The sequence below is a fragment of the Roseospira navarrensis genome, assembly GCF_009601025.1.
In the GTDB taxonomy this organism is placed as follows: Bacteria; Pseudomonadota; Alphaproteobacteria; order Rhodospirillales; family Rhodospirillaceae; genus Rhodospira; species Rhodospira navarrensis.
In genome coordinates this window covers 1-14811 of record NZ_WIVE01000082.1, presented here as the reverse complement: position 1 = coordinate 14811, position 14811 = coordinate 1, and the positions used below count along the sequence as shown (strand labels likewise).

The window sequence follows — 14811 nt, the reverse complement described above, 5'->3', positions numbered from 1 at the left end:
CGCCCGTCGCTGCGCTCGTAGGGGCCGGCGCCGAGGTGCCGGTCGCGCTCCATCCGCATGGCGAGATTGAACAGCGCGGTGAACGCTTCGGCCATGCCCTCCGGCCCGGTCTGGATGAGCTGTTCCATCAGCGCGGCGATGACCTTACCCTGGGTGTCCTGCACTCCGGGTCTCCTTTGGCGAGTGAGAAAACCGGACTGGAGGGTAGCCCATCCGTGGGGCGCGCCCCTCGGATGGGCACGCAGGTGCGCCCCCACGAACGAAATTTCCAGACATCAGGTTACACAGCCCCAGGGCCACTTTCGCCTTGAAAGCCGGAGCGCCCGGCCCCGTTCCACGGGGCCGCTGATTGAAACGTCCGGCGCGGTCGTCTCGCCATAACATGTCCTCCTGTCTCGGCATCGTCGCCGATATCAGGCAGGAGATCCACTTCCCGCCCTGTCCAGATTTCCCCGACCAGCTCTAACAGCCTGGACGGGCTTCGCCCGCCCTCGCTGTCCCCAGGTCCATCAACACCATCAGACAAATTCGTGTTTTTCATGGAAGCGGTCATCTTTGGTGATTTCCTTCGGGCCGATGGGTGTCCATGGAAACCGGGGCCAGATCACATGGGGCCCGAAGCCTTGAGCCGGAAAACCATGACGCCGCCGCACTATCCTATGAAAACAACCACATAAGAATGATCGCGCCCGGTCTGTCCCGGCGCCACTGTTCAAGGTGGGCCAGGGTGCCCGTCTGGGACGGCGACCTCGCGACAGACCGACCCTCTTGACCCGACAGGCGCCCGGCGGCCGCCGCGCCCACCTCAGAGTTGCTTACCCTCTTTCGAATGACCTATCCTGGCGCGCCCACGATCGCTCAAGCCTTCACGGACGGAAGGGTCCGGTCTAGGCTCTCCGGGTCCTCGGGTTCCGCCGATGGGCCAGCGTCCTCTCTCCTGTGACCGATGCTGGCACCTCCGCATGCCACCATCCTGCCATCACCCACCCGTCTCCCCTGCCCAGAAAGGATCGCCCCATGCCTCTCAGCCTCGCCGACCTGACCCATGCCGTCGTCAACGATGCCGCTGTCCGGCGACGCCGCACCCTCCAGCCGGTCGGCGGCCCGGGCGACACGCTGTTCCCGCCCACCTATCCGGGCGAAGAGAAAAACGACCCGCCGCGCCATGTCTTCGAGCGGCGGCGGATCGGCGGCAGCGACGTCTGGTGTGTGCTGATCGACAGCGTGCAGTCCCAGGCGAACCGCATGGAGGAGACCCTGCTGGAGGCCGCGAGGGACACCGAAAACCCGATCCCCCTGCCGCGCCTGACCGTGGACTTCGCGGGCGCGGGCCTGGAGACCGTGGGCGAGATCACCTCGCTGGAGGCGCCGCACCGGGTGTTCGACGCCATCTTGCGCGACAGTCTGCTGGACGGAACGCCGTTCAAGGACAGTCCCGTGGGCCAGCGGCTGGCCCTGGCCACGTCGCGGGATGCCAGCGCGATCCTGGAGACCTCGCCCACATCGCTCCTGTTCGGGGTGTGGAACTCCACCGGCGAGGGCGGCGGCCTGGGGGCCAAGTTCCCGCGCGCCATCGTCTCGGAGATCATCGGCGTGGGGGTGTCGGTGGAAAACACGGCGATCCGGCGCCGGGATGCCCCGCCGGACGTGCAGACCTCGAACCGCCGCACCGGCAGCCGCATCGATCCGCTGGGCATTCTGCGCGCCGTCGAGGTCTACAGGGGCGCCAATGGGTGGGACGTCTCCGAAAAGGCCGCCGGCAAGGGCGCAAAAAAGGCGCGGCCGTCCGAGATCAACCACGGCAACATCGCGCCGTCCGTCCAGGCGCTGGGCGTCACCTGCGACCGCGCCGAACAGACCGTCGTTATCACGTTGGCCGGGCTGCGCCGCCTGCGCTTCGGCGGCCCGACAGAGCGCGACACCGCCGGGCGCACCCTGATCGCGGCCCTGGGGCTGGTGGCGCTGCTGGAGCAGGACGCCCAGGGCTATGCCCTGCGCTCGCGCTGCGATCTGGTGTGCGACGGCCCGGCCCCGCTGGAGATCGTGCACGCCGACGGAGAGGTTCAACCCGTCACCCTGACCCGCGAGGAAGCCCGCGCGCTCTACGCCGAGGCGGTCAAGGCGGCCGAGGCGGCCGGCTTCACCCTGTCGCCCGAGCCGGTGCGCCTGACTCCGCAGGACAAGCTGGTGCACATCGTGCGCGAGAGCATGCACCGCGCCCTGGCCGGCGAGGCCCATCCGAACGAAGGCGACGCCTGATGCTTGTGGTCGAGGTGGAGTACCTGACCGGGGTCGCGCGCGCCGCCAACGACCGTGGCGACGCCGCCGACTGGCCGCCGCAGCCGGACCGGCTGTTCTCGGCCCTGACGGCGTCGTGGGCGGCGCGGGGCGAGATCGCGACGGAGCGCCGGGCGCTGGAATGGCTGGAGGCACAAGCCCCGCCGCGCCTGATCCATGCGGACTTCGAGGCCCGGTCGGTGGTGCCGGTGTTCGTGCCGCCGAATGATGACTCGTCCAGTTCGGTGACCATTCTGCCGGCACGCCGACGCCGCCAGGAGCGCCGCTTTCCCGCCGCCTGGCCCGCCGACCCCCTGGTCCGGTTCGTCTGGGAGTCCGACCCGGACGCGGCCACGCTGGATGCGCTGGACGCCCTGGCGCGGGACACCAGCTATCTGGGGCATTCGGCCTCGGTCGTGCGCTGCCGCGCCTACCGCGAGACCGAGGCCCCGGCGGACACCCAGGCGGCGCGCCGCCGGGTCTACCCCGGCCGCCTGGACGAGCTGGTCGGGTGTTACACCGGCCACGGCGACAAGAGCCGGCAGGTGCGGCCCGCGCCCGGGGCCGACGTGCGCGCGCCGGCCGCCCCGAAGCCCGCCCCTCCCGCCAGCGTGTTCGGCGCTGACTGGATCGTGTTCGCGCACGCCGAGGAACCACGCCCGGACGCGGTGGCCGGGGCCATGGCCTGCAAGGCGCTGCTCAAGACCGCGCTGAGCGGCTACGGCACCGACCCTGTCCCCGCCTGGGTCTCGGGCCATGCGCCGGACGGGGCGCCCCTGACCACGCCGCATCTGGCCGCCGTGCCGCTGCTGGACGCCGGTTGGGAGCACGCGCGCGGGCGCCTGATGGGGCTCGCCCTGGTGCCGCCGCGCGCGGTGACCGAGGCCGTGGCGCGCGCCCGCGATCCCCGCGCCGAGACCGTCGCACGGGCCGATGTCGCCGTGCTGGAGGAGGTCACCGGGCTGGAGCGCGCGCTGGTGCGGGCGCTGGAAGCCGGACGACTCACCCTCCGCCTTCGGGGCGGGCTGGTCTGGCCGCTTCAGTGGGACACGGAGGCGACCAAGCAGTCCCTCCGCCCCGCCCTCTATACGGGGACGGCCGACACCTGGGCCACGGTCACGCCGATCGCGCTCGACCGCCACCCCAAGAAGGACGGCGACGCGGCGGAGATCATCGCCGACGCCTGCGAGCGTATCGGGCTGCCGCGTCCCTCCGTCGTGGTCGCGCACAAGCATTCCGCCCACCGGGCCGCGCCCTCGGCCCGCGCGAGTTCGGGCGCGCCGCCCTGGACCGGCTGGCGCCGGCCGGAGTCCGTGGCCAACCGCCGCCTGACCCATGCCGTGCTGCGGTTCCCTGAAGCGGTCGCCGGGCCGGTGATCCTGGGCGCCGGGCGGTTCGTCGGCCTCGGCCTGTGCCGTCCCCTGCCCGAGCGGAAGGAGCCCAAAACATGACGGGCGCTCCACCCCTGACCGCCGACGACTTCGCCGCGATCTTTCAGACGATCCACGGCGTGCCGCCGTTCCCGTGGCAGGCCCGGCTGGCCCACCAGTTGGCCGACGGCGGGGACTGGCCGGCCGCGCTCGACCTGCCCACGGGCAGCGGCAAGACGGCCGCGCTGGACATCGCCCTGTTCCATCTGGCGCTGCAGGCCGAGAGGGGCGCCGCACGCACCGCGCCCGTGCGCATCGCCTTCGTGGTCGATCGCCGCATCATCGTGGACGCGGCCCATGAGCGCGCGCGAAAGATCGCCGACGCCCTGGAGTCCGCCACCGAGTCCGCCACCGACGGCGCCCTCGGTCGCATGGCCGCCGCGCTGCGGTCGCTGTCCGGCGGCGGCCCGCCCCTGGTGGTCCAGGCCCTGCGGGGCGGCCTGCCGCGCGAAGGCGACTGGGCGCGCACCCCGGCGCAGCCGACCGTCCTGTGTTCCACCGTGGATCAGGTGGGCTCGCGCCTGCTGTTCCGGGGCTATGGGGTCTCTGACAGCATGAAGCCGGTGCACGCCGGGCTGTTGGGCGCGGACTGCCTGCTGCTGCTGGACGAGGCCCACTTGGCCGCCCCCTTCGCCCAGACGCTGGGCTGGGTGGACCGCTACCGCCGCCCGCCCTGGACCAAGGTCGAACCGCCGCCCTGGCGGGTCGTGACCCTGACCGCGACCCCGCGCGGGTCTGAACAGGGCGCCAAGCCGTTCGGATTGTGCGACGACGACCGGGCGGACGAGACGCTGTCGAAGCGGCTGGCGGCCGCAAAGCCGGCCACGCTTCGTCTGGCCGCGGCCGAGGCCAACGGTCCGACTCACGCCAAGGCCCTCGCCGAGGCTGCGACCGACCTTCTGGACCGCGACAGACCCCGCACCCTGGCGGTGGTGGTCAATCGGGTCGCCCTGGCGCGCGGGGTGTTCGAGACCCTGCGGGCTGCCATGGGCGACGACGACGGGACCCCACCCGAGGAGCAGAAGGCACGGGTCATCCTGCTGACCGGCCGGGTGCGCGAGTTGGACCGTGCCACGCTGCTGAAAACGCACCAGGAGCGCCTGTTGTCCGGGGCCGAGGACCCGTCCGACGCTCTTCCGCTGATCGTCGTCGCCACCCAGACCATCGAGGCCGGGGCGGATTTCGACTTCGACGCCATGGTCACCCAGATCGCGCCCCTGGATGCCCTGCGCCAGCGCTTCGGGCGGCTGAACCGCACGGGGCGGCCGATCCCCGCGTCCGCCGTCATCGTGGCCGCCAAGGATGAGGTGGCGAAAAAGGCCGACGATGCCGTCTATGGCGACCGCGCCCGCGCGACCTGGGACTGGCTCGCCACCATCGCCGCCAAGCCGGCCAGCAAGAAGGACGCCCCCGTCGTGGACTTCGGCCTGACCGCCATGGCGGCGCGGCTGGACGGCCAGGACGTGACCGACCTGTGCAGCACCAGCCCCGACGCCCCCATCCTCCGCCCGGCGGACGTCACCCTGCTGTCTTGGACCGCGCCCGTTCCGGCGGTGGACCCGGCGGTCTCGCTGTTCCTGCACGGTCCGAAGAGCGGCCCGGCGGATGTGCAGATCGTCTGGCGGGCGGACATCGACCCGGATGACCCTGAGCTTGCCACCGAGCTTCTCGCCCTGGTGCCCCCGCATGCCGGCGAGACCCTGGCCGTGCCCGTCTGGGCGGCGCGGCGCTGGCTGCGGCATGAAGCCGGCGCGGCCGACACCGCCGATATCGAAGGCGCGCCGGACCCGGACGAGGATCGGGGCCGCCACCAGGATCGCCCCGCCGTCCGCTGGGCCGGGGCGGACTCGGCCCGCACCAAGCGGGTCTGGCCCGGCCAGATCCGGCCCGGCGACGTGATCGTGGTGCCGGCGGCCTATGGCGGCTGCGACGCGTTCGGCTGGTCGCCGGAGAGCCCGGCGCCGGTCGCGGACCTGGGCGACCACCAGCCGTCCCACCGCCGCGCCGTCCGGCGTCTTCACCGCGACCTGTCTCCGGACGCGGCGTGGAGCGCCGCCGGCCCCTTCGTCGCGCCCGAGGACGACACCGACGACCGGGACGTGCGCGAGGCCCTGACGGGCGCGGGCATCGGGTTCCTGCCGGCCGACCCGGCCGACCCGGACGCTTCGGAACGGCCCCTGGGCGATGCCGACGTGATCCGGCTCGACGGGTACGGCGGCCTGATCCTGCGCGCCCGTCGGCGCGGGACCGGGGCCGCGCCCGCCGCCGTCACCGAGAACGACGCCACCGGCTCACTCACCGGCGCGGGACTGACGCTGCAGGAGCACGCCGAGCAGGTCGAGGGCATGGCCCGCGCCTTCGCCCAGGCGGCCGGCCTGTCGTCCGATCTGACCGAGGCGGTCGCCCTGGCCGCGCGCCTGCATGACGAGGGCAAGGCCGACCCGCGTTTCCAGGTCTGGCTGCACGGCGGCGACCGGCTGGCGGCGCTGGCGGCGGAGAAAACCCCGCTCGCCAAGTCGTCCCGGCCCATGACGCGGGCGCAATCCGCCCGCGCCCGCACCACCGCCGGGCTGCCCGACCTGTGGCGCCATGAATCGGACTCCGTGCGCCGCGCGACGGGCGACGCCCGGCTGGCTGCGCTGGCACACGAGGACGAAAAGAAGGATCTGCGCGGACTGGTCCTGTGGCTGATCGGCACCCACCACGGCCACGGCCGGCCGCTGTTCCCCCACGCCGACCCGCCCGCGGACGCGAGGTATCCCGGCGGCACGGCCGGGCCGCATTGCCTGGACTTCCAGCACGACGGCCGCGACTGGCCCCAACTGTTCGCCCACCTGACGGACCGCTTCGGCCCCTGGGCGCTGGCCCGCCTGGAAGCCATCGTCCGACTGGCCGACCACCGCGCCTCGGAAGCGGCGGAGAAGGAGCCCACCCCATGACCGACCGGCGCGACCCCGACCTGTTCGACCCGCCGCCCGCCCCGGACCAGCCGGGCGAGACCGCCCACCGGCTGATCGGCCTGGAGCCCGACAACCTGCTGGCCTTCCTCGCCCTGCTCGGCCTGTTGCGGGCGCTGGAGGCGGCCCGGCCCGACTGGCGCCCGCGCGCCCAGTGGGACCCGGATCACCCGCCGCTGCGCCCCGTCCTGACCCTGGCCACGCCCGCCACCCAGGCGGACATCGCCCAAGCAGCGGCCGAGGGGTGCGGGGTGTTGGCGGCGGATCACCGTTTTGAAGGGCACACCGATGTAACCTTTGACCAGCAGACGGCCCGCGCCCTCCTCGACGAGGCGACCAACACGCAGACGCGTGGCCGCGCCGCCCTGTTGGGGGCCGTGTTCAGCGACGGCGCGGTCAAGGACGACGGCAAGGTCGCCGCCGCCCCCCTGGTCGCAATGTTCGGCCAGGGCCATCAGCACTTCCTGACGCGCCTATCCGATGTCCCCAAAGGCGTGCTGCCGAAATCTCTCGCGAAGAAAAAGAAAAAGCCGCTGGACCTGAACCATCCGGATCGCCTCGCCGCCGCCCTGTTCGCGCCCTGGACCCGCCAGGATGAGACGGACGGGTTCCGGTGGGACCCGGAAGAGGATCGCCGCTACGCCCTGCGGTACCGCGACCCGTCAAAAGACGCAGGACGCACCGAACACGGAGCAAACCGGCTCGCCGCCGTCGGGCTCGCCGCCCTGCCGGGCGCGGCCGTGGAACGGCGCGGTCAGATCCACTTCCTGACCCTGGGGACGGAATTGGCGCCGGGGCGGGGCGGGCGGGCCGTGACCTGGCCGATCTGGGCGCGTCCCGCGTCACTGGCGACAATTCAGGCTCTGTTGGGTCACCCCGCCCTTGCGGCCGCGACCCCCCCGGCAGAAACCCTGCGCCGCCTGGGCGTAATCGGCATCCACCGCGCCCGGCGGATCGCGGTCGGCAAGTACTTCAACTTCACCCGCGCCGAGGCGCTGTAGACCCCGGGGGACCGGCCATGACCCACCGCGCCGACCCGGACCGCGAACCGGAACTGCCGTTACCGGCCCCGCCGGTGGAGGAGGGCGCGGCGCTGGTGCCGGTGCGGATGGTCAACGAGTTCGTCTACTGCCCCCGGCTCGCGTGGCTGATGTGGGTGGACGGCGCCTGGGCCGACTCCGCCGACACCGAGGAAGGCCGGCAGGTCCACAAACGCATCGATGCCGGCGGCGGCCACCTGCCGGAAACGCCGCCGTCGGAAGACGACACCGAGGACATCCACGCCCGCTCGGTCGCCCTGACCTCGCAGGCGCTGGGAATCACCGGCGTCATCGACCTTGTGGACGGCAGCGGCGACCGGGTCAGCCCCGTGGACACCAAGCGCGGCAAGCGTCCGCATGTGGCCGGCGGGGCCTATGACCCCGAGCGGGTGCAGGTCTGCCTGCAGGGGCTGCTGCTGGAGGAGCACGGCTATCGCTGCGACGAGGGCTTCCTGTACTACCGCGCCAGCCGCGAGCGGGTGCGCGTGCCCTTCGACGACGCCTTGCGGCAGGCCGCCCTGCACGCCGTGCACGGCCTGCGCCTCGCCGCCGCCCAGAGCCGCCCGCCGCCGCCCCTGATCGACAGCCCGAAGTGCCCGCGCTGCGCGCTGGTCGGCATCTGCCTGCCGGACGAGGTGAGCCACGCCCTGGGCGCCATGCCCGCGCCCCGTCCCCTGGCCGCCGCCCGACCGGACGCCCTCCCGCTGGTCGTCCAGGCCGGGCACGGCAAGTTGGGCAAGTCGGGCGAACAGCTCGTCGTCTCCATCGACGACGCCCCGCCGGTCAAGGCCCGCCTGCCGGAGGTCTCGCAGGTGGTCCTGTTCGGCAATGTCTCGGTGACGGCGCCGGCCCTGCACGAGCTGATGCGCCGCGAGATCCCCGTCTCCTGGCACAGCCACGGCGGCTGGTTCCTGGGCCACACGGTGGGCCTGGGCCACCGCACCGTGGCGGCGCGCGAGGCGCAGTACCGCTGCGCCTTCGATGCCGGCTGGTCGCTGAGGCTCGCGCGCGGCCTGGTCGCGGCCAAGGCGCGCAACGCCCGCACCCTTCTCCGCCGCAACCGCCGCGACACCCACCCGCCCGAGGCCGTGGCCGAGCCGCTGCGTCTGCTCAAGCGCATGACCGCCGAGGCGGAAAAAGCCCCCGATGCCGCCACCCTCCTGGGGATCGAGGGCGCGGCGGCCGCCGCCTACTTCGGCGCCTTTCCCCTGATGCTGAAGGCGGACGGCCCGGTCGCCTTCGACTTCCGCGCCCGCAACCGGCGGCCCCCGGCCGATCCGGTCAACGCCCTGCTGTCCTTCGCCTATGCCCTGCTGGTGCGCACCTGGCATGTGGCGCTGTCGGGCGTGGGGCTGGACCCGTACCGGGGGTTCTACCACACCGTCCGCCATGGCCGGCCCGCCCTGGCCCTGGACATGATGGAGCCCGACCGCCCCCTGATCGCGGACTCGGCCGTGCTGACGGTCATCAACAACGGCGAGGTCTCGCCCGGGGATTTCGTCCACGCCGCCGGCGGCTGCGCCATGGCGCCGGCCGCGCGCAAGGCCCTGATCGCGGCGTTCGAGCGCCGCCTGGAGCAGGAGTTGACCCACCCCGTGTTCGGCTATCAGGTCAGCTATCGCCGCCTGATCGAGGTGCAGGCGCGCCTGCTCTGCCGTCATGTGCAAGGGGAGATCGATCCGTTCCCCTGGGTGACACCGCGGTAGGGAGAGCCGGGTCTCACAGCGGCCCCGCGATCAAAACCCCAACCGGCGCGACTGCGCCGGCGCGCCGAAGGCGCGGAGCCGGGCCGCGAAGCGGCTCCGGCGATCAAAAAAGAAAGACTCTCCTCATGTCAGGACCGACCGACGAACACCTCTACATCATCACCTACGACATCGCGGACCCGAAGCGCTGGCGGCGGGTGTGGAAGGTCATGAACGGCTACGGCGCGTGGCTGCAGCTTTCCGTCTTCCAGTGCCGGCTGTCGCGCAAGCGGCTGGTACAGCTGCGCGGGGCCCTGGCCGACATCATCGAGACCGGGGCCGACCACGTCCTGATCCTCGATCTGGGCCCGGCGGACGCCGTCAAGCCCCGGATGGAGAGCCTGGGCAAGGCCGTCTCGGTGGTGGAGCGCACCCCGATCATCGTGTAATCTTTCCGTGTCGCGTCAACCGGGCGGGGGCCCCGAAGCGGCGTATGGCTTTTGTCCTGATGGGTCAGGACAAAAGCCGGCCAGGAAAAGAGGCCGCCGCGCCCGGGCGAGCGCTGATGCGGCGCCCGCGACTCGGGGAGCGCTCGCAGAGGCTGTTTGTCATTGTAAATCAGAGAGTTCGGCCGGGCCTGCTGGCGCCCGTCCGGTGGCGGCCGGGTCGGCGGGCGGTCCTGTCTTGCCAGCGCTCGCAAAAGGGACCAAACTTGTTGACAGGACAGGCCCCTGCGGGGCGGTCTCCTTCCGGGGCAGTAATGCCCCGGCCTCATTGAAGCTCGTCTTCCGTCTTTTTTTACAGTCGTTTTCCTCATGCCTTCCGGGGCAGTAATGCCCCGGCCTCATTGAAGCAATGAAGCACACTTCGTCGAGTTACAAAAAGCGCATCCTTCCGGGGCAGTAATGCCCCGGCCTCATTGAAGCGCTAGTATCAGATAAGTAACTTGTAGAACCAGACTCCCTTCCGGGGCAGTAATGCCCCGGCCTCATTGAAGCTAGACCCACGACGTCACCCACGGCGCGTTCAGGCTGGCCTTCCGGGGCAGTAATGCCCCGGCCTCATTGAAGCATGTCTACCTCTGCACCACCCGCCGCACGGCTTCCTCCTTCCGGGGCAGTAATGCCCCGGCCTCATTGAAGCGAGAAGATTTTGTTCGTCTCCGGGAACACCCGGCCCCCTTCCGGGGCAGTAATGCCCCGGCCTCATTGAAGCGTGGGCGCGGCCATGACGCCCATGGCTTCGGTCAGGCCCTTCCGGGGCAGTAATGCCCCGGCCTCATTGAAGCATGATGAGCTTACCGCCGTCCAACAGGTCCACGATGCCCTTCCGGGGCAGTAATGCCCCGGCCTCATTGAAGCGGCGGCGACGGCTCGAACAGATCGCCCATGAAGCTGCCCTTCCGGGGCAGTAATGCCCCGGCCTCATTGAAGCGGGTGGCCGTCGCGATCAGGCGGGACAGGTCGGCGTCCCCCCTTCCGGGGCAGTAATGCCCCGGCCTCATTGAAGCGTCATGGGTGTGACGGCGGCCTCCAGGGCGCCGACGCCCCTTCCGGGGCAGTAATGCCCCGGCCTCATTGAAGCCGGGCGATGCTCAGGGTCGCGCGCTGCACCAAGCGGACCTTCCGGGGCAGTAATGCCCCGGCCTCATTGAAGCTCGGGGCGCTGGCACCATTCGGCACGAGCACCCAATACCTTCCGGGGCAGTAATGCCCCGGCCTCATTGAAGCCAGGGCCTCGTGTACCCGGCGGGCAAGAAGCTGCTGCCTTCCGGGGCAGTAATGCCCCGGCCTCATTGAAGCGCGTCACCGGCGGGCGCACCGCCGGCATTGGCGTCTCCCTTCCGGGGCAGTAATGCCCCGGCCTCATTGAAGCCGGGCCCTGCCGCCCGGCGCCGAGCTGGAGCTGGGGCACCTTCCGGGGCAGTAATGCCCCGGCCTCATTGAAGCTGGAACGTGGTGCTCTCGCCCGTGATGCCGGACTTGTTGCCTTCCGGGGCAGTAATGCCCCGGCCTCATTGAAGCGCGACGGGCTCCGGCGCGCAGACCAGCGTGATCGCGACCGCCTTCCGGGGCAGTAATGCCCCGGCCTCATTGAAGCCACGCACCTGCGGACATGTTCAATCCGTGGTCCTTTGCCTTCCGGGGCAGTAATGCCCCGGCCTCATTGAAGCTTCAAAAGCACCATGAACTCGATCCGCGACCGCTCGCCTTCCGGGGCAGTAATGCCCCGGCCTCATTGAAGCGCGCCTCGACCTGTTGGGGCGATGCCGGCGAGTGCCCTTCCGGGGCAGTAATGCCCCGGCCTCATTGAAGCGTATCTTTTGATGGAAATGACTATAAAGAAGAAATAACCTTCCGGGGCAGTAATGCCCCGGCCTCATTGAAGCGCCATGCCGGCCGTCACCGTATCGGTCAGCCGACCCCTTCCGGGGCAGTAATGCCCCGGCCTCATTGAAGCAGTCGGCACGCCCCGCCCACGCCGCCGCCGTCAGGCCGCCTTCCGGGGCAGTAATGCCCCGGCCTCATTGAAGCTGCCCGGTCCGCCAGCACGCCCCGGATCCAGAACCCGCCCCTTCCGGGGCAGTAATGCCCCGGCCTCATTGAAGCTCGATAGCACGTCAACGGCAGACCCTTCTAATGGGTCCCTTCCGGGGCAGTAATGCCCCGGCCTCATTGAAGCATGGTACAATGACAACTTTGAAGTTGATATCATGGTAGCCTTCCGGGGCAGTAATGCCCCGGCCTCATTGAAGCACTGCTACAGTTTTCATAATCACCTCAATTTAAATAACCTTCCGGGGCAGTAATGCCCCGGCCTCATTGAAGCACCGACATTGAAAACCTGAACCGCGAAGCGCAGATCGCCCTTCCGGGGCAGTAATGCCCCGGCCTCATTGAAGCTGGGTTCTTCTAGCAGGATCCTTTGTATTTTCAGCTACCTTCCGGGGCAGTAATGCCCCGGCCTCATTGAAGCGTGGTCGCCGTGCCCGTGCCGAACTTCTGGAACGTCCTTCCGGGGCAGTAATGCCCCGGCCTCATTGAAGCGAGAAGATTTTGTTCGTCTCCGGGAACACCCGGCCGCCTTCCGGGGCAGTAATGCCCCGGCCTCATTGAAGCGGAGGATTACGAGATCATCGGTCTGGTGGTCGGCGTGACCTTCCGGGGCAGTAATGCCCCGGCCTCATTGAAGCGCCGATGCGCACGTCCTTGACGCGCGGCTCATCGCCCCTTCCGGGGCAGTAATGCCCCGGCCTCATTGAAGCGGGACCAGCGGGCCCACGATCGCAATGGCGCGCCGTCCTTCCGGGGCAGTAATGCCCCGGCCTCATTGAAGCTCGTCGGTGCCGGCCTTGGTCAGCTGGGTGATGGCCCCTTCCGGGGCAGTAATGCCCCGGCCTCATTGAAGCTTCGTTATTATTGGAATTTAATCAGAACCTACAAATGTGCCTTCCGGGGCAGTAATGCCCCGGCCTCATTGAAGCGCTGGTCCGCCCCGGCTCGATCTCCTGGGCCAGGGTCACCCTTCCGGGGCAGTAATGCCCCGGCCTCATTGAAGCCTCGGCGGCCTGTCCTCGTTGTCCGTCGGCAGGTGCAGCCTTCCGGGGCAGTAATGCCCCGGCCTCATTGAAGCTCTCGAACCGCCGAACGAACCGCCTCGGTTCGCCCTCCTTCCGGGGCAGTAATGCCCCGGCCTCATTGAAGCCGCACCGGGGCGGGCTTCGCCGCTCCCACGCGCGCCTCCCTTCCGGGGCAGTAATGCCCCGGCCTCATTGAAGCAACGACGTGCTCGGGCTGGCCGGGATGGGTGGCCTGGCCTTCCGGGGCAGTAATGCCCCGGCCTCATTGAAGCTGGTATATCAAACCTTTGTATCGTGAGTTCTTAATGCCTTCCGGGGCAGTAATGCCCCGGCCTCATTGAAGCACGTCATCACGCCATGTCTCAAATCCAGCTTGTAATCCTTCCGGGGCAGTAATGCCCCGGCCTCATTGAAGCCTATTGGTTCTGCTGGAAATGATGTTCTACGTGTTGGTAAACCCTTCCGGGGCAGTAATGCCCCGGCCTCATTGAAGCGGTCTTCCATAACGCGAATGAATGCAGGCTTGAACAATGCCTTCCGGGGCAGTAATGCCCCGGCCTCATTGAAGCACTTCAATGCTCCATGGCCAATTGGGGCGGTGAACTTCCTTCCGGGGCAGTAATGCCCCGGCCTCATTGAAGCAAGCAACTGTAGCCAGCATATTATATAGCATATCGTCCTTCCGGGGCAGTAATGCCCCGGCCTCATTGAAGCTGCGCGTTCCGGCCCGTGCGGGCGCGCCGCCACAGCCCTTCCGGGGCAGTAATGCCCCGGCCTCATTGAAGCAACGACTTCGCGGCGGCGCTCCGCGAGCAGTTCAACGAGCCTTCCGGGGCAGTAATGCCCCGGCCTCATTGAAGCCCTACCACTCAACCTCAAGTCTCAGTTGGAAGCCGAGGACCTTCCGGGGCAGTAATGCCCCGGCCTCATTGAAGCGTTGTGGACGCCGCTAGCCAGCTTGGAAGCGGCCCCCTCCTTCCGGGGCAGTAATGCCCCGGCCTCATTGAAGCTCAACGTCACGTTGCGACAGAGGTAAAGAACGCAATCGCCTTCCGGGGCAGTAATGCCCCGGCCTCATTGAAGCGACGCGGCCAGCTATGACGGCACGACCGGCGCGGCGGCCCTTCCGGGGCAGTAATGCCCCGGCCTCATTGAAGCCCTCGGCCGCGCGCGCCTTCTCGGCCTCGGCCTCCTCCCTTCCGGGGCAGTAATGCCCCGGCCTCATTGAAGCGCAATGGGCGAGCCGGTATACCCGCCGCTGCTGTAACCTTCCGGGGCAGTAATGCCCCGGCCTCATTGAAGCCTACGCCATCGCCTCCACCGGATCGACACCCGCCGCGCCCTTCCGGGGCAGTAATGCCCCGGCCTCATTGAAGCGACAGGGAAGAATTTGAACGCCAAGGATTGACAGACGACCTTCCGGGGCAGTAATGCCCCGGCCTCATTGAAGCGAATTGCACAGAAGCTATCAAACGATCCTAATCTATCCTTCCGGGGCAGTAATGCCCCGGCCTCATTGAAGCTGAAGTTCATAGTCGGCGAACTCTTCAGGAGTCACATCCTTCCGGGGCAGTAATGCCCCGGCCTCATTGAAGCGCTGGAACGTGCTGGCTTTCTCTTGTTTAGTATCTCCCTTCCGGGGCAGTAATGCCCCGGCCTCATTGAAGCAACCTCACGTTCTTTTATGTCCCGTTTAATATCGGCCCTTCCGGGGCAGTAATGCCCCGGCCTCATTGAAGCTTAATGGCGGTCGATATAACGGAAGAAGGCTTATCCCTTTGAGTCCGGGACCGCATCATGTGGTGACAGGTGGCCCGAAATGGCGCAGAACATAGAGTGAAC

The 14811-nt window shown here is 69.0% G+C and carries 6 protein-coding genes and 1 CRISPR repeat array; all 6 genes read left to right on the top strand.

Annotation, left to right across the window (positions count from 1 at the left end; all coding sequences use genetic code 11):
* Positions 1-1017: 1017 nt before the first annotated feature.
* The 6 genes from cas7g to cas2 all read left to right on the top strand — a co-directional run bounded on the left by cas7g (position 1018) and on the right by cas2 (position 9838).
* Complete coding sequence (gene cas7g / locus GHC57_RS17190; RefSeq protein ID WP_153346536.1) at positions 1018-2259, top strand: type I-G CRISPR-associated RAMP protein Csb1/Cas7g; 1242 nt, start codon at positions 1018-1020, stop codon at positions 2257-2259.
* Positions 2259-3728 (top strand): type I-G CRISPR-associated protein Csb2, encoded by a 1470-nt coding sequence (csb2, locus tag GHC57_RS17185; RefSeq protein ID WP_153346533.1) that lies wholly within the window; start codon positions 2259-2261, stop codon positions 3726-3728. The genes cas7g and csb2 overlap by 1 nt, the downstream gene beginning before the upstream one ends.
* On the top strand, positions 3725-6646 hold the full coding sequence (cas3g, locus tag GHC57_RS17180; protein WP_153346531.1) for a type I-G CRISPR-associated helicase/endonuclease Cas3g: 2922 nt from the start codon (positions 3725-3727) through the stop codon (positions 6644-6646). The genes csb2 and cas3g overlap by 4 nt, the downstream gene beginning before the upstream one ends.
* On the top strand, positions 6643-7665 hold the full coding sequence (locus tag GHC57_RS17175; protein ID WP_153346528.1) for a type I-G CRISPR-associated protein, Cas3-extension family: 1023 nt from the start codon (positions 6643-6645) through the stop codon (positions 7663-7665). Before cas3g ends, GHC57_RS17175 begins: the two co-directional genes overlap by 4 nt.
* A 17-nt stretch (positions 7666-7682) precedes the next feature.
* On the top strand, positions 7683-9410 hold the full coding sequence (gene cas4g/cas1g, locus GHC57_RS17170) for a CRISPR-associated endonuclease Cas4g/Cas1g (protein WP_153346526.1): 1728 nt from the start codon (positions 7683-7685) through the stop codon (positions 9408-9410).
* Positions 9411-9535: 125 nt separating this feature from the next.
* Positions 9536-9838 (top strand): CRISPR-associated endonuclease Cas2, encoded by a 303-nt coding sequence (gene cas2 / locus GHC57_RS17165; protein WP_153346524.1) that lies wholly within the window; start codon positions 9536-9538, stop codon positions 9836-9838.
* A gap of 296 nt (positions 9839-10134) precedes the next feature.
* Positions 10135-14709: a CRISPR direct-repeat array (repeat unit 36 nt; unit sequence CCTTCCGGGGCAGTAATGCCCCGGCCTCATTGAAGC).
* Positions 14710-14811: the final 102 nt, after the last annotated feature.